The sequence below is a fragment of the Luteimonas padinae genome (assembly GCF_014652935.1).
GTDB lineage: Bacteria > Pseudomonadota > Gammaproteobacteria > Xanthomonadales > Xanthomonadaceae > Luteimonas > Luteimonas padinae.
Genome location: NZ_BMZT01000001.1, coordinates 85,487 through 105,555 on the forward strand (window position 1 = coordinate 85,487; position 20,069 = coordinate 105,555).

Genomic DNA, 20,069 nt, shown 5'->3' on the forward strand with positions numbered 1-20,069 from the left:
ATGAACGCAATGAAAATCCTCGTTAGCAACGACGACGGCGTCGACGCCCCGGGCATCCACGCACTCGCCACGGGCCTGCGTGCCGCGGGCCACGAGGTCGTCGTCGTCGCGCCGGACCGCGACCGCTCCGGCGCCAGCAATTCGCTCACCCTCGACCTGCCGCTGCAGGCCGTGCAGCTCGACGCCGGCACCTGGCGCGTGCATGGCACGCCGACCGACTGCGTGCACGTGGCGATCACCGGCATGCTTGAAGCCGATCCCGACATCGTGGTCTCGGGCATCAACAACACCGCCAACCTCGGCGACGACGTGATCTATTCCGGCACCGTGGCCGCGGCGATGGAAGGCCGCTTCCTGGGACTGCCGGCGGTCGCGGTGTCGCTGGTGACGCGCGACCATCAGGGCCGGCACTACGACAGCGCGGCGCGTGCCGCGGTCGAGATCGTCGCCAGGCTCAAGGCCGATCCGCTGCCGGCCGACACCATCCTCAACGTCAACGTGCCCGACCTGCCGTGGTCGGAGATCGAGGGCTTCGAGGTCACCCGGCTGGGCAATCGCCACCGCGCCGAGGCCTGCATCCCGGCCAAGGATCCGCGCGGCCGCCACTTCTGGTGGATCGGCGGCGCCGGCGCCGAGGCCGACTCCGGCCCCGGCACCGACTTCCACGCCGTGCGCACCCGCCATATCGCCATCACCCCGATCCAGGTCGACCTGACGCGCTACCAGGCGCTGGAGCAGGTCGCGGCCTGGGTCGGCGGGCTGGAGGAGGCGCTGCGCAACGGAGGCCAGGCATGACGCCGCGGCTGCGCCTGCAGCCGGAGGCGCTGGGCATGGGCATGACCTCGCAGCGCGTGCGCGACCGCCTGATCGAGCGCCTGCGCGGCAACGGCATCGCCGACGAGCGCGTGCTCAACGCGATCCGCACCGTGCCGCGCCACCTGTTCATCGACGAGGCCTTGGCCACGCGCGCCTACGAGGACACCGCGCTGCCGATCGGCCACGGCCAGACCATCTCGCAGCCCTGGGTGGTGGCGAGGATGACCGAGGCGCTGTTCGCCGACGGCGCGCAGCCGCAGCGCGTGCTCGAGGTCGGCACCGGCTCCGGCTACCAGGCCGCGATCCTCGGCGCGCTCGGGCTGCAGGTGTACACCGTCGAGCGCATCGGCGACCTGCTGCGCGTCGCGCGCAAGCGCTTCCGCTCGCTCGGCCTGAACGTGCGCAGCAAGCACGACGATGGCCGCGTGGGCTGGCCCGAGGAGGCGCCCTTCGACGGCATCCTCGTCACCGCCGGCGCTCCGGCCCTGGTCGACGCGCTGACGGCGCAGCTCGCGCCGGGTGGCGTGCTGGTCGCGCCGGTCGGCGCGTCGGGCGCGCAGTCGCTGCTGCGCCTGCGCAAGGATGTCGATGGCCGCGTCGTGCAGGACACGCTGGCGGCCGTCGCCTTCGTGCCGCTCCTCTCCGGACTGGTGGACTGAACGCATGACCCGACCGATCCCTCCGTTCCCGCCGCCGGACGGACAGTCGCTGCGCACGCAGCTCGAGGGCATCATCGAGCGGCTGCCCAGCGGCTCGATGAGCCTGGGCGAGCTGCTCGCCGTGATCGGCGACGAAGGCCTGCTGGTGCTGTCGATCCTGCTGACCCTGGTGTTCCTGATCCCGGTGTCGATCCCGGGCGTGAGCACGGTGTTCGGCGCCGCCATCCTGCTGGTGGGCCTGAGCCGCGTGTCCGGGCGCCCGCTGTGGGTGCCGGAGAAGCTGGCCGCGCGGCAGCTGCCCGCGGACCGCCTCCGCCCGGCGCTCGCCGGCGGCATGTCCTGGGTGCGCCGGCTGGAACGCATCAGCCGCCCGTACCGGATGCCGGCGCTGGTCGACGGCCGCGCGGTGGGGCTGGTCAACAACCTCGCCTTCATCTTCGCCGCGCTGCTGCTGATGGCGCCGTTCGGGTTCGTGCCGTTCAGCAACACCATCCCCGCGATCGCGCTGCTGCTTTACGCTGTGGGCTTCATCCAGCGCGATGGTGTCGCCGTGCTCCTGGGCCACCTCGCCACGATCGGTACCGTGGTCTATTTCAGCGTGCTGATCGGCGGCGGCGGCCTGGCCCTCACGCACCTGTGGCAGCGCTTCGCCGGGTGACCGGTCCCGTCCTGCCCGAGCGCGTCACGTCACAGATGGAGGTTTTCCCGCGCATGCCCCCGATCCGCCGCTCCGCCCGCATCGCCCTCGTTCCCCTGGTTGCGCTGGTGCTGGCGCTCGCCGGCTGCGGCACGAGCAAGGTGGTCCGCGAGGGTGGGGCCGGCGCCACGCGCGCGTCGACGCCGAAGCCGGGGCAGACCGTCACCGTGCGCAGGGGTGACAACCTCTACCGGCTGGCCGTCAACAACGGCATCAGCCCGCTCGACCTGGCGATGTGGAACGGCATCCAGCCGCCGTACACCATCTATCCCGGGCAGAACCTGCGCCTGTACCCCTCGTCGGGGAGCGCGCGCGGCAGCACGGCCTCTACCAGCCGCCGTGGCACGGGCAGCACCACCGCGCGAGCGCCCACCGACAGCCGCGGCCGCGTGGTCAAGCCGACGCAGACCCCGCCGCAGCCCACCGGCCCCGCGCCGGTGCGCAGCACGGTGGCCTGGCGCTGGCCCGCCGACGGCGGCCTGGTCAGCCGCTACGTCGAGGGCGATCCCACGAAGCAGGGCGTCGGCATCGCCGGTTCGGCCGGGCAGGCGGTGCGCGCGGCCGGCGACGGCGTCATCGTGTACTCGGGTTCGGGCCTGGTCGGCTACGGCGAGCTGGTCATCATCAAGCACGACGAGCAGTGGCTGTCGGCCTATGGCCACAACCGCAGGCGGCTGGTGGGCGAGGGCGATCGCGTCAAGGCCGGCCAGCAGATCGCCGAGATGGGCCGCACCGGCGCCGACCGCGACATGCTGCACTTCGAGATCCGCTACAACGGCAAGCCGGTCGATCCGCTGCGCTACCTGCCGCAGCGCTGACCGGTTCCGCGCGCGGTCCTCGCGCAGCGGCGGCGTGGCGTGCGGCGGCTCAGCCGCCCGACAGGATGAAGCCCGCCACCACGCGCCGGCCTTCGCTGGCCAGCACGTTGAAGGTGCGCGCGGCCGCGGCGTTGGTCATCGCTTCCAGGCCCACACCGCGGGCCAGGCACGCGGCCAGGGTGCGCGGCGGCGGGAAGGCCTGCGCGTCGCCCGTGCCGAGGATGATCACCTCGGGATCCAGGGCGAGCAGCGGCTCGAGCTGCTCGGGTGCCAGGCCGGCGACCGGGGCCGCCGCCCACTCCTCGACCAGCCGGGTCGGCGAGACGATGAAGCTCGCGCCCAGGCGGCGGTCGTTGACCAGTGCCGAGCGGCCATCGGCGCCGCGCAGCACGTATTCATAGTCTGGGCGTTCCTGGACGAGGTCCATCGCGTGTCGCGTCCTCAGCCGCGCGGAAGCACGATCTGGCGCTTCTCGCGGTTGGGGCGGTAAAGCACGGCCACGTGGCCGATGCGCTGCACCAGCGCGGCGCTGGTGCGTTCCGCCAGGGCGCCGATCAGCGCGTCGCGCTCTTCGCGGTCGGCCGCGCCCACCTTCACCTTGATCAGCTCGTGGTGGTCCAGCGCGCCGTCGAGTTCCGCCACCAGCGCGTCGGTGACGCCCTTGCCGCCGACCTGGAGCATCGCCTTGAGCCCATGGGCCTGGCCGCGCAGGAAGCGGATCTGGGCGGCGGTGAGCTCGACGGTCATGGGGGCAGGGGTCAGGTCCGGGGGGTGCGCAGGGTATCATGACCGGCCCCCGCCCCCATGCCGACGCGATGGCCACCCGCAGCAAAAGCAGCCAGCGCTGGCTCCAGGAACACTTCAACGACCCCTTCGTGAAGAAGGCCCAGGCCGAAGGCCTGCGGTCGCGCGCCGCCTACAAGCTGGAGGAGCTGGTCGAGCGCGACCGCCTGCTGAAGCCCGGCATGACCGTGGTCGACCTCGGTGCCGCGCCCGGAGGCTGGTCGCAGTGGGTCCGCCAGGCCCTGGGCGACGGTGGCCGCGTGATCGCGCTGGACATCCTGGACATGCCGCCGCTGGCCGGCGTGGAGTTCATCCATGGGGACTTCAGGGAGGACGCGGTACTTTCGCAGCTGGAATCCACCCTTGCCGGCGCGTCCGTGGACCTTGTCTTGTCGGACATGGCCCCCAACAAGAGTGGAGTGACAGCCGTCGACCAGCCGCGGGCCATGTACCTGGCCGAGCTTGCGATGGATTTCGCCGACCGGCACCTGCGTCCGGGCGGCGACTTCCTGATCAAGCTGTTCCACGGGGCCGGCTTCGACGACTACGTGCGCGAGCTGCGCCGGCGCTACGCGAAAGTGGTGGTCCGCAAGCCCGCGGCCTCGCGCCAGCGTTCGCCGGAAGTCTATGCGCTGGCGCAGGGCAAGCTGGCCCGGATGAAGTAAATTGGCGGCATCGCCGCGGAGAGTGGAATGAACGACCTGGTCAAGAATCTGATGCTGTGGGTGGTGGTCGCCGTCGTGCTGATGGTGGTCTTCAACAGCTTCAGCCCCAAGGTGCCCGGCAGCCAGGAGGTCATGTACTCGCAGTTCATGACCGAGGTGCGGACCGACCGCATCAAGGCCGTGGACATCGCCAGCGACGAGCGCTCGGTGCAGTTCCAGCGCAAGGACGGCACCACCGGCATCACCACCGCGCCGCGCCGCGACGACCGCATGGTCGACGACCTGATGAACCACAACGTGGAGATCAAGCAGGCGCCGCCGGAGTCGGGCGTGACGCTGTGGTCGCTGCTGCTCAACTTCCTGCCGGTGCTGCTGATCATCGGCTTCTGGTTCTTCATGATGCGGCAGATGCAGCAGGGCGGCAGCAAGGGCGCGATGTCGTTCGGCCGCTCGCGTGCGAAGCTGCTGGGTGACGACCAGGTCAAGGTCACCTTCGCCGACGTCGCCGGCTGCGATGAAGCGAAGGAAGAGGTCGGCGAGCTGGTCGAGTTCCTGCGCGATCCGTCGCGCTTCCAGAAGCTGGGCGGCAAGATCCCGCGCGGCGTGCTGATGGTCGGCCCGCCCGGCACCGGCAAGACGCTGCTGGCCAAGGCGATCGCCGGCGAGGCCAAGGTGCCGTTCTTCTCGATCTCCGGCTCCGACTTCGTCGAGATGTTCGTCGGCGTCGGCGCCAGCCGCGTGCGCGACATGTTCGAGCAGGCCAAGAAGCACGCGCCGTGCATCATCTTCATCGACGAAATCGACGCCGTCGGCCGCCACCGCGGTGCCGGCCTCGGCGGTGGGCATGACGAGCGCGAGCAGACGCTCAACCAGCTGCTGGTCGAGATGGACGGCTTCGAGGGCGGGGAGGGCGTGATCGTGATCGCCGCGACCAACCGCCCCGACGTGCTCGACCCGGCGCTGCTGCGCCCGGGCCGCTTCGACCGCCAGGTCGTGGTCGGCCTGCCCGACGTCAAGGGCCGCGAGCAGATCCTCAAGGTGCACATGCGCAAGGTGCCGCTGGCCGACGACGTCGACGCCATGGTGGTCGCGCGCGGCACGCCGGGCTTCTCCGGCGCGGACCTCGCCAACCTCGTCAACGAGGCGGCGCTGTTCGCCGCGCGCGAGAACTCGAAGGAGGTCCGCATGGACCACTTCGACCGCGCCCGCGACAAGATCCTGATGGGCGCCGAGCGCCGCTCGATGGCGATGAGCGAGGACGAGAAGACGCTGACCGCCTACCACGAGGCCGGCCACGCCATCGTCGGCCGCCTGGTGCCCGAGCACGACCCGGTCTACAAGGTCACGATCATTCCGCGCGGCCGCGCGCTGGGCGTGACCATGTACCTGCCCGAGGGCGACAAGTATTCGATGAACCGCGTGGCGATCGAGTCGCAGCTGTGCTCGCTGTACGGCGGGCGCGTGGCCGAGGAACTGATCTTCGGCGAGGACAAGGTCACCACCGGTGCGTCGAACGACATCGAGCGCGCGACCAAGATCGCCCGCAACATGGTGACCAAGTGGGGTCTGTCCGACGCGATGGGGCCGATCGCCTACGGCGAGGAGGACGACGAGGTGTTCCTGGGCCGCTCGGTGACCCAGCACAAGAGCGTGTCCGACGACACCGCGCGCAAGATCGACGAGGTGGTGCGCGCGATCCTCGACAAGGCCTATGCCCGCACCCGCGAGATCCTGACCGAGAACATCGACAAGCTGCACGCGATGGCCAAGCTGCTGCTGGAGTACGAGACCATCGACGTGCCGCAGATCGACGCGATCATGGAAGGCCGCGAGCCGCCGCCGCCGATGGGCTGGAGCAAGCCGCTGCCCAAGGGCGACGACGACGGCGACGACAGCGGCAAGCGTCCGCTGCCGATTTCTCCGGATCCGGCGCCACAGGCCTGAGCTACACCGAAGGGGCGGGGAACCGCCCCTTTCTTTTGGTTCTTCTCTCGACTGAGGGAAAGGGCGCGTCGGGGCATCGCGGCGCTTCGACGCATGGCCTGCTGCCGCTCATGTCCCCCGATGCCGGCCCGCCGGGCCGACATCTCCTCCTTGACTTCCCGTCAGCAGGCCACGCGCCGAAGCCGGGCAGGGTTCCGGCGGCCCGTTGCAAGAAGAGCAGGCGCGCGTCGTTGCCCTGCGTGAACCGCAACGTGCAGCAACGTACCGCCGCCTTTCTCCAGTGGTTCCAGGTGGACCGCTTCCACCCTCCAGCGGCCGACACCCTTCCGGACTGCGGTGCGATGCCTGCTGACGGGAAGTCAAGGAGGAGGCTGTGGCCGCAGGCCGCAGCCGGGGGACATGAGCGGCAGCAGGCATCGCACCGCAGCACGACCACCCTCCCGCCGGCCTGGCCCAGGATCAGCACAGCGCGCGATCCCTCACTTGGGAGAAGAACCTAGAAAAAGGGCTTTCAAACCCTTCCCGCCACGGTCCCCTCCACCGGGGCGATAATCCCGTCTGCCTGTCAACCGGAGCGCCTCATGTTCGACACCGTCCCCAGCCTGGACTGCGCCGGCCGCGCGCTGCGCCTCGACCGGCCGCGGGTGATGGGCATCGTCAACGTCACACCGGATTCCTTCTCCGATGGCGGCGATCATTTGGACGCCGATGCCGCGGTCGCCCACGGCCTGAAGCTGGCGGAGGAGGGCGCCGACATCCTCGACGTCGGCGGCGAATCGACGCGGCCCGGCTCCGAAGGCGTCGGCGCGGACGAGGAGATCCGCCGCGTGGTGCCGGTCATCGAACGCCTGGTGCGGGAGACCGCGCTGCCGGTCAGCATCGACACCTGGCGCCCGGAGGTGATGCGCGCCGCGGTTGCCGCCGGCGCGGGCATGATCAACGACATCCGCGCGCTGCGCGCCGAGGGCGCTCTCGACGCCGCCGCGGAGCTGGGCGTGCCGGTGGTGCTGATGCACATGCTGGGCGAGCCGCGCTCGATGCAGGAGGCGCCTGAGTACGACGATGTCGTCGGCGACGTGCACCGCTTCCTCGCCGAGCGCATCTTCGCCGCCGAGATGGCCGGCATCCCGCGCAGGCGCATCGTCGCCGATCCCGGCTTCGGCTTCGGCAAGACCACGCAGCACAACGTCACCCTGCTGGCGCGGCTGGAGCGCTTCGCCGAACTCGGCGTGCCGGTGCTGGCCGGGCTGTCGCGCAAGCGCAGCATCGGCGAGCTCACCGGCCGGGACGACGCGAAGGCGCGCGTGCACGGCTCGGTGGCCGCGCACCTGGTCGCCGCCCAGCGCGGCGCGATGCTGCTGCGCGTGCACGACGTCGCGGCCACCGTCGACGCGCTCAGGGTGCTCGCGGCCGTGGACGCGGTCCCGTTGCCGCGCGTGCCCGCGGCCGCCGCGCCCATGACCATCGACTGGCCCGACTGAGCGCGCGCTCGCGTAAAGTCCCGGCGGTGCACGCCCCGCCACGGGGCATGGGGACCACCGCATGACCGCAAGCCTGCCGCTGATCGCCACCTTCGCCGGCTACCTGGTGCTGATGATCGGCATCGGCCTCTGGGCCTGGCGCCGGACCCGCACCTTCGACGACTACATCCTCGGCGGGCGATCGCTGGGCAGCGTGGTGACCGCGCTGTCGGCGGGGGCGTCCGACATGAGCGGCTGGCTGCTGATGGGCCTGCCAGGCGCCGCCTACCTCGGCGGCGTGTCCGAGGGCTGGATCGCGGTCGGCCTGGTGCTGGGCGCCTGGGCCAACTGGCACGTGGTGGCCGGTCCGCTGCGCGTGTACACCGAGCGCGCGAAGAACGCGCTCACCCTGCCGGACTACTTCACCCACCGCTTCGACGACCGGGCGCGGGTGCTGCGCGTGGTCTCGGCGCTGGTGATCCTGGTGTTCTTCGCGGTGTACTGCGCCTCGGGCATCGTCGCCGGCGCCAAGCTGTTCGAGGAGGTGTTCGGACTGCCGTATGCGCAGGCGCTGTGGTGGGGCGCGGCGGTCACCATCGCCTACACCTTCATCGGCGGCTTCCTCGCGGTCAGCTGGACCGACACCGTGCAGGCAACGCTGATGATCTTCGCGCTGCTGCTGGTGCCGGTCATGGTGATCGTGGGCGTCGGCGGGCTCGGCGAGGGCCTGGCGCTGGTCGAGCAGGTCGATCCGGCGCGGCTGGACTGGGTCGGCGCCGGTGGCGCGATCGCAGTGGTGTCGGCGCTGGCCTGGGGCCTGGGCTACTTCGGCCAGCCGCACGTCCTCGCGCGCTTCATGGCCGCCGAGTCGCTGGCGGCGATCCCGAAGGCGCGCCGCATCGGCATGGGCTGGATGGTGCTGTGCCTGCTCGGCTCGGTGTCGGTGGGCGTGTTCGGCATCGCCTGGTATGCCGCGCATCCCGGCCAGGCGCTGGCCGATCCGGAGCGCGTGTTCGTGAGCCTGTCGCAGCAGCTGTTCAATCCCTGGGTGGCCGGCGTGCTGCTGTCGGCGATCCTGGCGGCGATCATGAGCACGCTGTCGTGCCAGCTGCTGGTCTGCTCGAGCGCGCTGACCGAGGATTTCTACCGCGGCTTCGTCCGGCCACAGGCCGGGCAGCGCGAGCTGGTCTGGTTCGGCCGCGCGATGGTGCTGGCGGTCGCGCTGGTGGCGATCTTCATCGCCCGCGACCCCGACAGCCGCGTGCTGGGCCTCGTGGCCTACGCCTGGGCGGGCTTCGGTGCCGCCTTCGGTCCGGTGGTGGTGCTGTCGCTGACGTGGGCGCGCATGACCCGCAACGGTGCGCTGGCCGGTGTGCTCGTGGGCGCGGCCACCGTGGTGCTGTGGAAGCACACCGGCAGCGCGCTGTACGAGATCGTGCCGGGCTTCATCGCCGCCACCGTCGCGATCGTGGGCGTCAGCCTGCTCGGGCGCGCGCCCCCCGCCCATGTGCTCGCGACCCACGCCGGGGTCCGCGCCGAACTCCGGCAGCATGGCCACTGACGAAGGCCGGGCCGACGCCCGTCCCCCGGCGATCGCGCTGATGGGCCCGACGGCGTCGGGCAAGACGGCGCTGGCGCTGGACTGGGCGGAGCGTTTCAACGGCGAGGTCATCAGCGTGGATTCGGCGCTGGTCTACCGCGGCCTCGACATCGGCGCCGCCAAGCCCGACGCCGCCGAGCAGGCGCGTGCGCGCCACCACATGCTCGACCTGCGCGATCCGTGGGAAACCTATTCCGCCGCCGACTTCGCCCGCGACGCGCGCGCCGCGATCGACGACGTGGTGGCCCGTGGCCGCCTGCCGATCCTCGCCGGCGGCACCGGACTCTATTTCCGCGCGCTGCTGGAAGGCCTCGCGGAGATGCCGGCGGCGGATCCCGCGGTGCGCGCAGGGCTGGAGGCGGAAGCGCGCGAGCACGGCTGGTCGGCGCTGCACGCCGCGCTGGCCGAAGTCGATCCCGTCGCCGCCGCGCGTATCGGCCGCAACGATCCGCAGCGCATCCAGCGCGCGCTCGAGGTCTGGCGGATCAGCGGCCGTCCGATCAGCGCGTGGCAGCAGGACTCCGCCGCCGGCCGCGCGCGCCTGCCGCTGCGGGTGCTGAAGCTGGTGGTGGCGCCGGCCAGGCGCGCGGTGCTGCACGAACGCATCGCGCGCCGCTTCGACGCGATGCTGGCCGCCGGATTCCTCGACGAAGTGCGGGCGCTGCGGGCGCTGCCCGGGCTGCAGCGGCATCCCGCGCCGCTCGACCTGCCGGCGATCCGCGCCGTCGGCTACCGCCAGGCCTGGGAGTTCCTGGACGGGCGGGGCGACGCCGCGGACCTGCGCGAGCGCGGCATCGCCGCCACCCGCCAGCTCGCCAAGCGCCAGCTGACCTGGCTGCGCGGCGAACTCGATGCGCGCTGGTTCGATCCGGCCAGGCAGGCGGCGGAGCTCGACCGCGCGGTGCGGGACTTCCTCGGCTGAGCGCTCTGGTGCCCTCCACGGCCGTGCGCCGCGTCACGGCCACGCCCACGGGCCGGCCCATGCGCGCGCGGGTCGTATAAGATCCTCCGGACCGCCGCCGGGGAGTGGCATGGCGGCGCGGCCGGGGGCCGCATCACCCATAACAACAACAACAGCTGGGGAACATTGATGTCCAAGGGACAGTCCTTGCAGGACCCTTTCCTGAACGCGCTGCGCCGCGAACGCGTGCCGGTGTCGATCTACCTCGTCAACGGCATCAAGCTGCAGGGCACGATCGAGTCCTTCGACCAGTTCGTCGTGCTCCTTCGCAATACCGTCAGCCAGATGGTCTACAAGCACGCGATCTCCACCGTGGTGCCGGCGCGCAACGTGCGCGTGGGCCCGGGCGGCGGCGTGGTGCAGGCCGCGGACGAGCCGCAGGCCGGGGCCGGGATCGACGACGAAGCCGAGTGACGCTTGCGTCGGCCGCCGGCGCCCCCATGTCGGGGGCATGACCCGACGCCGCCGACCGAATGCCCACCGAGCTGTTTGAACGTTCCCGCAAGGGCGAGCACGCACTGCTGGTCCAGCCGCACCGCGGCGGCCCGCCGGACGAAGGTGCGCTGGAGGAGTTCGCCGAACTCGCCCGCTCGGCCGGCGCGAGCGTCGCCCACGTGATGGCGGCGCGCGTCGACCGCCCGAATCCAGCCACCCTGCTGGGCAGCGGCAAGCTCGACGAGATCAAGGCCGCGGCCGATGCCAGCGGCGCCGACCTCGTGCTGGTCAACCACCCGCTGTCGCCGGGCCAGGAGCGCAACCTCGAGAAGTTCCTCGAGCGCCGCGTGGTCGACCGCACCGGGCTGATCCTCGACATCTTCGCCCAGCGCGCACGCAGCCATGAAGGCAAGCTCCAGGTCGAGCTGGCGCAGCTGAAGCACATGGCCACGCGCCTGGTGCGCGGCTGGAGCCACCTGGACAGCCAGCGTGGCGGTGCGATCGGCCTGCGTGGTCCCGGCGAAACCCAGCTCGAGACCGACCGCCGGCTGCTGCAGAAGCGCGTCGAGCAGCTCCAGGCCCGGCTTGCGAAGGTGGACGTGCAGCGCACCCAGATGCGCCGCGCCCGCGTGCGCAGCGAGCTGCCGCGCGTCGCCCTGGTGGGCTACACCAACGCCGGCAAGTCGACCCTGTTCAACGCCCTGACCGGCGCCGACGCCTACGCTGCCGACCAGCTGTTCGCCACCCTCGACCCCACGGTGCGCAGGATCACGCTGCCCGGCGGCCACGTGGTGCTGGCCGACACCGTCGGCTTCGTGCGCGACCTGCCGCACGAGCTGGTCGCCGCGTTCCGCTCGACCCTGAGCGAGGCCCGCGAGGCCGACCTGCTGGTGCACCTCATCGACGCCTCCGACCCGCTGCGCGACGAGCGCATCGCCCAGGTCGACGAGGTGCTGGCCGAGATCGGCGCCGGCGACATCCCGCAGCTGCTGGTCTACAACAAGATCGACCGCCTCGGCGTGCCCGCCCGCCACGACCAGCCGCACGCCGGCGACCACGCCGACGAGGCCGCGGTGCGCGAGCGGGTCTGGATCTCGGCGCGCGACCGCGAGGGCCTGGACCTGCTGCGCGAGGCGCTGGCGCGGCGCCTGGGGCTTCGCCGGCTGCAGGCCGAGCTGCGCCTGCCGCCCGATGCCGGCCGGCTGCGCGCGCGCCTGCACGAGGTCGACGCGATCCGCGCCGAAGCCCACGACGAGCACGGCTGGACGCTCGACATCGACCTGCCGCTCACCGATGCCCGGCGCCTCGCGGCGCAGGGGGACGGCGCACCGCTGCGGGCCCTGCTGCCCGCCGACTGAGCGTGGGCGACGCCGGACCGCGGCGCCCGCACCTTGTAGAATGCCCCTTCGCTGCCGGTCCCCGGCGGCGGGATCCCCAGACTGGAGCCAGCATGGCCTGGAACATCCCCGGCAAGAACAAAGACGACCGCGGTTCGGGCCGCGACGGTGGCAACGACCGCCGCCAGAACCCCTGGCCGCCGCGCCGCAGCGGCGGTGGCCGCGGGCGCGGGCCGTTCGACGGCCTCATCGACCAGCTCCGTGGCCTGTTCGGCGGTGGCGGCGGGGGCGGCAATCCGCTGCGCTGGATCGGCATCGCCCTGGTGCTGTTCCTCGCCTTCAACTGCTTCGTGCTGGTGGGCGAGCAGGACCGCGGGGTGGTGCTGCGCTTCGGCAAGTTCGCGCGCGTCATGCAGCCGGGCCCGAACTTCAAGCTGCCGTGGCCGATCGAGAGCGTCACCAAGATCAACACCACCGGCGTGCGCACCTTCAGCAACTCGCTGCCGGTGCTGACCCGCGACGAGAACATCGTCACCGTGTCGTTCAACGTGCAGTACCGCATCAGCGACCCGCAGATGTACCTGTTCGGCTCGCGCGACGCCGACCGCGTGCTCGAGCAGGTGGCGCAGAGCGCCGTGCGCGAGCAGATCGGCCGCGCCAACCTCGACTCCGCGCTCAACGCGCGCGGCCCGCTGTCGGCGGCCGCCGCGACCTCGCTGCAGGCCTCGCTCGAGACCTACCGCACCGGCCTGATCGTGACCGAGCTGAGCCTGCAGGACGCCCGTCCGCCGGAGGAGGTCAAGCCGGCCTTCGACGAGGTCAACAGCGCCCAGCAGATGAACGAGCGCCTGGTGAACGAGGCCCGCGCCTACGCCGCCCGCATCGTGCCCGAGGCCCGCGGCCAGGCGCAGCGCGTGCGCACCACCGCCGAGGGCTACAAGACCGCCGCGGTCGCCAACGCCAGCGGTGACGCCCAGCGCTTCAGCCTGCTGGTCGACGAGTACAAGAAGGCCCCCGAGGTCACCCGCAAGCGCCTGTGGCTGGAGACGGTCGAAGAGGTGCTCGCCGAGAACCGCACCGTGGTCGGCGGCGATGGCCGCCAGCTGATCTACGTGCCGATGGCCGGCGAAGGCGCCGGCGCCGGGTCACAGCAGCCGCTGCTGACCCCGGACATGGTCGCGCCCGCCGCGGATGGCCGCGACGCCGGCGCGGTCGTGCCGGCCGCCCCCAGCAACCTGCCGCGCCCGCCGCGTGACGGAGCCAGCCGATGAAGCCGCAACTGATCTTCCCCGTCATCCTGGTCGTCGTGCTCGGCCTGCTGGGCTCGATGTTTGTGGTCCGCGAGGGCCAGGTCGGCCTGGTGCTGAACCTGGGCCGCGTCGCCCGCACCGACCTCGCGCCGGGCCTGCACTTCAAGATCCCGCTGGTGGAGAGCGCGCGCGTGTTCGACCGCCGCTTCACCGCCAACGAGTTCCCGCCGGAGCGCTCGCTGACCTCCGAGCGCAAGGACGTGAGCGTGGACTTCGTCGCCATCGGCTTCATCGTCGACGCCGCCGACTTCTACCGCGCCACCGGTGGCAACGAGGAGCTGGTGACCGCGCGCCTGGCGCCGATCATCAAGGAATCGCTGCGCAACGAGATCAACTCGCAGACCCTGACGGAGCTGGTCTCGGGCAACCGCGCCGAGCTGATCGAGCGCCAGCTGCCAGGGATCAACGAAGGCGCGAAGACGCTGGGCATGCAGGTGGTCGACATCCGCTTCAAGCAGATCGACCTGCCCACCGACAGCGACGTCATCAGCCAGGTCTACGACCGCATGCGCGCCGAGCGCCGCCAGGTGGCCGCTGCGCTGCGCGCCGAGGGCGAGGAGCAGGCGCGCATCGTCCGCGCCGAGGCCGACCGCGAACAGACCGTGCTGCTGGCCGAGGCCGAGCGCGACGCCCAGGTGCTGCGAGGCGAGGGCGACGCCGAGGCCGCGCGCATCTACGCCGAGGCCGCGAACCGCGATCCCGGGTTCTTCGCCTTCCAGCGCAGCCTGAACGCCTATCGCCGCGCCTTCGCCTCGGGCGACGCCGTGGTGGTGCTGGAGCGCAACGACCCGTTCCTGCAGTACATGCGCAGCGACCGCTGACCGGGAGCGCGGCCGCGTGAACGACCTGTGGGCCGCGCTGTGCCTGGTAGCCGTGTTCGAAGGCCTGGTGCTGTTCGCCGCACCCGGCGCCTGGAAGCGGGCGATGGCGCGGATGCTGGCCACGCCGGAACGCCAGCTGCGCCAGGTCGGCGCCATCGTGCTGGCTGCCGGCGTGCTGGCCCTGTGGTGGGTGCGCCAGGGCTGAGTCGCGCAGGGGTCGCGTCGCGGGCTGGCCCCGCGGACCCAAAGCCGGGATAATCCACAAAAGCCGGAAGGGCCCGCTGCACAGCGCGGACCTCCGGCTTTTTCCCGTTCAAGGAGCATGTGGCCATGGGCCAGTCGGTGGTGGTGCTGGGCGCCCAGTGGGGCGACGAGGGCAAGGGCAAGATCGTCGACCTGCTGACGCAGGACATCGGCGGCGTGGTGCGGTTCCAGGGCGGCCACAACGCCGGCCATACGCTGGTGATCGGCGGCAAGAAGACGGTGCTGCACCTGATTCCGTCGGGCATCCTGCGCGAGGACGCGCTGTGCCTGATCGGCAACGGCGTGGTGCTGAGCCCGGCGGCGCTGATGAAGGAAGTGGCCGAGCTGGAAGAGGCCGGCGTGGAAGTGCGCTCGCGCCTGCGGATCAGCCCGGCGACGCCGCTGATCATGCCGTACCACATCGCGCTCGATCAGGCCCGCGAGAAGGCCGCCGGCGGCAAGGCCATCGGCACCACCGGCCGCGGCATCGGCCCGGCGTACGAGGACAAGGTCGCGCGCCGCGGCATCCGCGTCGCCGACCTGCACTACCCGAAGCAGCTGGAAGAGCTGCTGCGCACGGCGCTCGACTACCACAACTTCGTGCTGACCCGGTACCTGGGCGCCGATGCCGTCGATTTCCAGCAGACCTATGACGAGGCGCTGGCCTTCGGCGACTACGTCGAGCCGATGAAGTCCGACGTGGCCGGCATCCTCCACGACCTGCGCAAGCAGGGGAAGAAGGTGCTGTTCGAGGGCGCGCAGGGTTCGCTGCTCGACATCGACCACGGCACCTATCCCTACGTCACCAGCTCCAACACCACCGTCGGCGGCGCGCTGGCCGGCACCGGCGTGGGCGCGGACGCGATCGACTACGTGCTGGGCATCTGCAAGGCCTACGCCACGCGCGTCGGCGGCGGCCCGTTCCCCACGGAACTCGACGACGAGCACGGCCAGCGCCTGCGCGACCGCGGCCAGGAATACGGCGCCACCACCGGACGCCCGCGCCGCTGCGGCTGGATCGACATCGTGGCGCTGAAGCGCGCGGTGGCGATCAACGGCATAAACGGTCTGTGCATCACCAAGCTCGACGTGCTGGACGGCTTCGACGCGCTGAAGATGTGCATCGGCTACCAGTACCGCGGCAAGCGCACCGAGTACGCGCCGCTCGACGCCCAGGGTTGGGCCGAGTGCGAACCGGTGTACCTGGAGTTCCCGGGCTGGACGGAAGACACCCACGGCATCACCGAGTGGGAGAAGCTGCCGCCGGCGGCGCGCGCCTACCTGCGCGCGCTGGAGGAGCTGGCGGGCTGTCCGCTGTCGATCGTGAGCACCGGGCCGGACCGCGAGCACACGATGGTGCTGCAGGATCCGTTCGCCTGAGTGCTTGAAGTGCGACCGGGGCCGCACTAAGGTGGGCGCGTCGGCATTGGGGAGCCGGCGAGGGAACTCGGGTGCAGGCATCCGGCGGACAGGAGTGCGAACGCCTCACGGCCAGTGACCGGCTGCAGCGCCAGACGGGTGGTTGTACGTGCCGTCATGGGCTGAGCCGGTTCCTGCGAGAGAAGGGCAGGCGCATTGCGCGTTCCCGCTGGTTTGCGAAGTGCCGCCCGCTGACAGCCCGGATCCCGGTTGCGACCGGGCCGCGGCGCCGGTGGCGGCCCGCCACGCCGGCGTACATCCTGGATGCGGCCGCACTCGTGTTCGTGCTGGTCTTCCTGGCCGGCCTGGTGCTCAACCTGGTCGAGCCCTTCGGTCTGGCCAATGCCAGCAAGGCGCAGTCGATGCGCCTCAGCGCGCGCGTGGCCGCGCCGTTCTATGACGATTCCGCCCGTGACGCGATCGCGGTGGTGCTCATCGACGACCGCGCGCTGGACGCCATGGGGATAGGTTGGCCGCCCACCTATCGCCAGTACGACGCGCTGCTGCAGCGCGTCCTGGAGCAGCGGCCGCGCGCCGTCTACCTGGATGTCCTCCTGCTGGAGGAGCGCGAGTACGACGACAGCTTCGAGAGCGCCTACGCCTCGCTGAACGCGGCCGTGGCCGCTCATGATCCGGCGATCCCGGTGTTCTTCGGCGTGGGCGCGCCCGGACAGTGTTCGATCTTCTCGAGCGACGGCGGCGTCCAGGACGTGGTGACCGGGTGGCAGGGCGTGGGCGCCGGCTATCCGCTCCGCGTCGACGCCGACTCGGTGCACGAGGGTGCCGCGCACATGGCCTGCGACCGGCCGGGCGTGACCGGGGCCGGCACCGACTCGGTGGCATTCGCGTTGTACCGGCATGCCTGTGCCACGGGTTCGGAGGCGGGGTGCCGGGAAGCGGCGTCGGCGTTCCCGCCGGCTGCGATGGGTTTGCCGCTCGCCGTGCAGTGGGGCTGGCGGCCCCCGGTCCGGGACGGTGATGGCACGCGCTGCGAAGGGCCCCAGGACGTCGCCGCCCGGCGGCCGTCGCCGACCCGGATGGAGCGCTGGACCTCGGCGGCGCGCCTGACCTGGGACAGCTTCCGGGGTGCCGCGGACCCCGGGCGGGAGGACCGCAATCGCGAACGCTGCGTGTTCCCCCTGACCGTGTTCGCCGATGCGCTGGTGCACGACGAGACACTGATGGAGCGCGGACCCGGCGGCAGGCCGCTGCTGGAAGACCGGGTGGTTCTGGTGGGAACCCGACTGATCGGCCTGGACGACCTGGTCTCAACCCCGGTCAACCAGCAGGTCCCCGGCGTCTACCTGCACGCCATGGCGCTGGACAACCTCATGCAGTGGGGCCGCGACCGCGTGCACGTGAACGCGTCGCTGGGTCCGTGGATCGGACTGGGCACGGCAGTGCTGATGTCGCTGGCCGCGGGGTGGCTGCTGTTCCGCGCCGGTCCCGGGCGGCTGAGCGCCGTGCGCCTGCTGGGGCTGTCCGCCGTGCTGGCATTGATCGCCTACCTGCAGGTCCGGTTTGTCCAGGACGTGCTCCGCCAGCCTCCGCAGGACTGGCTGGGCTTGGGCGCGCTGGTGCTGGGTGCGGTGCTCTGGGTCGCGTCCAAGGGCGCGGAAGGCTGCAAGTGTGGTGCAAGGGGGAACGACGATGAACACGCGATGGATGGTCTGGATGCTGGCGGGCCTGGTGCTGCCGGCGATGCAACTGGCGGCGCAGGAGCAGGGGTCCCCGGTCCTGGTTGAGAAGGTGTACGGCAAGCCGGCGGCGTTCGATCTGCAGGAAGGGAGCAACCGCTTCGTCCGCCTCGATCGGGCGCTGGATGCAAACGAGCTGGTCGGCGTGCGGGTGCTCGAAGTCTCCAGGAAGGGCTATGCGCTGCTGGACCTCCCCGGCGGCCGGGTGTGGGTCGACAAGCTCAGCCTGCGCTTCAACACCGCCGTGCCCAATGCCTACTGCGGGCGGCTGGGGGGAGACAGCTCCGTGTCCTTCGCCGACGACGTGGCCATGAACGCGGTCCGTGGCGCCGGCGAGGGCTGCAGGTGAACGGCACGGTCCGGAGGTGCGCGGCGGGCGCGCTGTTGGCGATGGCGATGCTGGCCCCGCCCGTCGCATCCGCGGACCAGCCACTGATCGACCGGCAGACGCAGGAGCGGATCAAGGGCGGGCTCGGTCTCCTCCAGGGCCTTCGACAGTCATTCCGCCAGGACGCCGATCTGGCGCCGCTGGAGCGGCAGCGCCGTGCCTACGGGGTGGTGGAACATCCGCCGCTGGACCAGGCGCTCGCCCGCGTGATGGAGAGCCTGCGCCGCGCTGCCGGCGGAAACGCGCCCGCGGCCCGGATCCATGTCACGCCCGACCCGGGCCTGCATGCCTATGCCACAGAGGAGGGGTCGATCTTCATCGCCGTGGGCATGTTGCGCAGCATGGAGACCGAGGACGAGCTCGCCGCCCTGGTCGCGCACGAGTACGCGCACGTGCTGCGCCGGCATGCCGGGCGTTCGGCGCTGCAGCGGACCAAGGACATCGCGGCGGGCCTGAGCGCGCTGTACATGGACTACGAGTACGGCGACCAGTCGGTGCGCGCCTCCCGTCCGGAAACCGCGTTCATCCGCAGCGCGCTGCTGCGCGAGGCCGCGATGCATTCGGTCCAGTCCGGCATCGTGCCCGGCCGTGCGCGGGTACAGGAGGACGAGGCCGACCGCATCGGCGTCGACCTGATGGTGGCGGCCGGCTACAACCCGGTAGGCATGGTCGAAATGCTCGGTCGGCTCGACGCCTGGGAGGCGCAGCGCAAGGCGGCCGCAGACGCCGCGGGCCAGCCGGCCACGCAGGGTGGCGTCGCCGACGCGGCTGTCCGCTATGCGCGGCGCAGCGACCAGGCGCGCTCGGCACGACGCAGCCTCGATGGCGACAGCACGGGCATCGTGGATGCCGTGATCACCTCGCTGGCGGATTCCACCCGCAGGGGCGTGAGCCGCGCCGGACGCAGCCACCGGGATTCCGATGCGCGCATCGAACTGGTGATGGAACACATCCAGGCGCGCCATGGCGACCGTGAGCGGCCCGACATGCGTCCGATGCCATGGGCCGGCGATGCACAGGCCGCCTCGCTGTTCGAGTCGATCGACCTGGTGCAGGCGCTGATCGCCAGCAACGATGGCCGCCTCTCGCGTCCCGGGCCGGAGCAGGCGGCGGCACTGCGCCGGGTGGCCGCCAGCCCCGCGGGGCAGACGCCGCTGGGGCGCTACGTGATGCTGCGCTACCAGGCGCCGGTGCTGGGAAGCGACCAGGGCACGGCCGCCTGGCAGCAGGAACTCACGCGCAGGGACTCGCTGTTCGCGGCGCACCGGCTGGTGCTCGACCTGTCCAGCCGGCTGCGGCCGGAGCCCGCGGTGGGGATGTTCGAGACCAGCCGCCAGAGCCTGGACGATCCGCCGGAGCTCCTGCCCTACGGGATCCGCATCCATCGCCGGGCCGGCAACGCGGGGGTCGCCGACGGCTATGCGGCACGCTGCCGGGGCACGGGGAACGAGGCGCTCCGCAACGCCTGCGCGAAGGCACGCTGACGCGCGGGAGGCTCAGTCCTCCAGCGCAGGGGGGCCGGCTGTCGGAAGGGCCTGCGCGCAGCGCTGGAGCAGCGCGATGAGCTGGTCCTGCTCGCGCGTGCTCAGCGTGCGCAGCGCAGCGTCGATCGCCGCGCGTGCCACCTCGCTGCCGCGCGCGACCAGCTGCACGGCCTCCGGGGTCGCCTCCAGCGCCTGCACCCGCTTCAGGCGGGGGTGCGGGCTGCGGCGGACCAGGCCGTCGCGTTCGAGGCGCAGCATGATCTGGTGCATGGTCTGGGGCGAGACCCCGTTGCGTCGGGCCATCTCCGCATTCGAGGCACCGGGCTGCTCGACCAGCGCCATCAGCGCCAGCGCCTGCGGCCGGGTCATGTCCAGGCCTTCCTCCTGCAGTCGACGGTCCACCGCCGCGCTCAGGCCCAGATGCAGGCGGCGGGCCAGCACGCCGGTGCGGTAGGCACGTGATGTCCTGAATGCCTGCAGGCTGCTGGTCTTGCGGCCGGCCATCCGGGTCTCCGTCGTCACCCACTGACTA

Annotated in this window: 21 protein-coding genes; 18 read left to right on the plus strand and 3 right to left on the minus strand. The window is 71.6% G+C overall.

Going from position 1 to position 20,069, the window contains the following annotated elements; all coding sequences use genetic code 11:
* Window positions 1-9: 9 nt before the first annotated feature.
* Genes surE through IE168_RS00405 form a run of 4 tightly spaced genes read left to right on the plus strand, consistent with a single transcriptional unit; the run spans window position 10 to window position 2,990 of the window.
* Entirely contained in the window at window positions 10-795 is a 786-nt protein-coding gene (surE, locus tag IE168_RS00390; RefSeq protein WP_189494050.1) for a 5'/3'-nucleotidase SurE, read from the plus strand.
* Window positions 792-1,475 carry a protein-L-isoaspartate(D-aspartate) O-methyltransferase gene (locus IE168_RS00395; protein WP_189494051.1) on the plus strand — a complete coding sequence of 228 codons (684 nt, stop codon included), beginning with the start codon at window positions 792-794 and terminating at the stop codon, window positions 1,473-1,475. Before surE ends, IE168_RS00395 begins: the two co-directional genes overlap by 4 nt.
* 4 nt (window positions 1,476-1,479) lie before the next feature.
* A complete protein-coding gene (locus IE168_RS00400) occupies window positions 1,480-2,133 on the plus strand; it encodes an exopolysaccharide biosynthesis protein (protein WP_189494052.1) in 654 nt (217 codons plus the stop codon).
* 53 nt (window positions 2,134-2,186) lie between these two features.
* A complete protein-coding gene (locus tag IE168_RS00405; RefSeq protein WP_189494053.1) occupies window positions 2,187-2,990 on the plus strand; it encodes a peptidoglycan DD-metalloendopeptidase family protein in 804 nt (267 codons plus the stop codon).
* A 49-nt stretch (window positions 2,991-3,039) separates the two neighbouring features.
* Here the strand turns inward: IE168_RS00405 and IE168_RS00410 are convergent, their stop codons facing one another.
* Together IE168_RS00410 and yhbY are read right to left on the minus strand one after the other, a co-directional pair.
* On the minus strand, window positions 3,040-3,417 hold the full coding sequence (locus IE168_RS00410) for an Mth938-like domain-containing protein (RefSeq protein WP_189494054.1): 378 nt from the start codon (window positions 3,415-3,417) through the stop codon (window positions 3,040-3,042).
* A 14-nt stretch (window positions 3,418-3,431) separates the two neighbouring features.
* On the minus strand, window positions 3,432-3,737 hold the full coding sequence (gene yhbY / locus IE168_RS00415; protein ID WP_189494055.1) for a ribosome assembly RNA-binding protein YhbY: 306 nt from the start codon (window positions 3,735-3,737) through the stop codon (window positions 3,432-3,434).
* 68 nt (window positions 3,738-3,805) lie between these two features.
* Here yhbY and rlmE point away from each other — a divergent pair, with 68 nt between their 5' ends.
* The 14 genes from rlmE to IE168_RS00485 all read left to right on the plus strand — a co-directional run bounded on the left by rlmE (window position 3,806) and on the right by IE168_RS00485 (window position 19,537).
* Window positions 3,806-4,438, plus strand: a complete 633-nt coding sequence (rlmE, locus tag IE168_RS00420; RefSeq protein ID WP_189494505.1) for a 23S rRNA (uridine(2552)-2'-O)-methyltransferase RlmE — start codon at window positions 3,806-3,808, stop codon at window positions 4,436-4,438.
* 27 nt (window positions 4,439-4,465) lie between these two features.
* The gene (gene ftsH / locus IE168_RS00425; RefSeq protein ID WP_189494056.1) at window positions 4,466-6,382 is read left to right on the plus strand and encodes an ATP-dependent zinc metalloprotease FtsH; all 1,917 of its coding nucleotides are present in this window, start codon (window positions 4,466-4,468) and stop codon (window positions 6,380-6,382) included.
* Window positions 6,383-6,963: 581 nt separating this feature from the next.
* Window positions 6,964-7,863, plus strand: a complete 900-nt coding sequence (gene folP / locus IE168_RS00430) for a dihydropteroate synthase (RefSeq protein WP_189494057.1) — start codon at window positions 6,964-6,966, stop codon at window positions 7,861-7,863.
* A 61-nt stretch (window positions 7,864-7,924) separates the two neighbouring features.
* Window positions 7,925-9,403: a sodium/proline symporter PutP gene (putP, locus tag IE168_RS00435; protein WP_189494058.1), complete on the plus strand. Its 1,479-nt coding sequence runs from the start codon at window positions 7,925-7,927 to the stop codon at window positions 9,401-9,403.
* Complete coding sequence (miaA, locus tag IE168_RS00440) at window positions 9,393-10,364, plus strand: tRNA (adenosine(37)-N6)-dimethylallyltransferase MiaA (RefSeq protein WP_189494059.1); 972 nt, start codon at window positions 9,393-9,395, stop codon at window positions 10,362-10,364. Before putP ends, miaA begins: the two co-directional genes overlap by 11 nt.
* Window positions 10,365-10,532: 168 nt before the next feature.
* A complete protein-coding gene (gene hfq / locus IE168_RS00445) occupies window positions 10,533-10,817 on the plus strand; it encodes an RNA chaperone Hfq (protein WP_189494060.1) in 285 nt (94 codons plus the stop codon).
* A 71-nt stretch (window positions 10,818-10,888) separates the two neighbouring features.
* The gene (gene hflX, locus IE168_RS00450) at window positions 10,889-12,196 is read left to right on the plus strand and encodes a ribosome rescue GTPase HflX (RefSeq protein ID WP_189494507.1); all 1,308 of its coding nucleotides are present in this window, start codon (window positions 10,889-10,891) and stop codon (window positions 12,194-12,196) included.
* Between the two features lie 92 nt (window positions 12,197-12,288).
* Complete coding sequence (gene hflK, locus IE168_RS00455) at window positions 12,289-13,446, plus strand: FtsH protease activity modulator HflK (RefSeq protein ID WP_189494061.1); 1,158 nt, start codon at window positions 12,289-12,291, stop codon at window positions 13,444-13,446.
* Window positions 13,443-14,306 carry a protease modulator HflC gene (gene hflC / locus IE168_RS00460; RefSeq protein WP_189494062.1) on the plus strand — a complete coding sequence of 288 codons (864 nt, stop codon included), beginning with the start codon at window positions 13,443-13,445 and terminating at the stop codon, window positions 14,304-14,306. Before hflK ends, hflC begins: the two co-directional genes overlap by 4 nt.
* A 16-nt stretch (window positions 14,307-14,322) precedes the next feature.
* A complete protein-coding gene (locus IE168_RS00465; RefSeq protein WP_189494063.1) occupies window positions 14,323-14,511 on the plus strand; it encodes a DUF2065 domain-containing protein in 189 nt (62 codons plus the stop codon).
* Between the two features lie 125 nt (window positions 14,512-14,636).
* Entirely contained in the window at window positions 14,637-15,929 is a 1,293-nt protein-coding gene (locus IE168_RS00470; protein ID WP_189494064.1) for an adenylosuccinate synthase, read from the plus strand.
* Between the two features lie 71 nt (window positions 15,930-16,000).
* Window positions 16,001-17,713 (plus strand): CHASE2 domain-containing protein, encoded by a 1,713-nt coding sequence (locus IE168_RS00475; RefSeq protein WP_189494065.1) that lies wholly within the window; start codon window positions 16,001-16,003, stop codon window positions 17,711-17,713.
* Window positions 17,643-18,014 (plus strand): hypothetical protein, encoded by a 372-nt coding sequence (locus IE168_RS00480; protein ID WP_189494066.1) that lies wholly within the window; start codon window positions 17,643-17,645, stop codon window positions 18,012-18,014. The genes IE168_RS00475 and IE168_RS00480 overlap by 71 nt, the downstream gene beginning before the upstream one ends.
* A 47-nt stretch (window positions 18,015-18,061) precedes the next feature.
* Window positions 18,062-19,537 (plus strand): M48 family metallopeptidase, encoded by a 1,476-nt coding sequence (locus IE168_RS00485; protein ID WP_189494067.1) that lies wholly within the window; start codon window positions 18,062-18,064, stop codon window positions 19,535-19,537.
* Window positions 19,538-19,549: 12 nt separating this feature from the next.
* Here the strand turns inward: IE168_RS00485 and IE168_RS00490 are convergent, their stop codons facing one another.
* A complete protein-coding gene (locus tag IE168_RS00490) occupies window positions 19,550-20,041 on the minus strand; it encodes a MarR family winged helix-turn-helix transcriptional regulator (protein WP_189494068.1) in 492 nt (163 codons plus the stop codon).
* Between the last annotated feature and the right edge of the window lie 28 nt (window positions 20,042-20,069).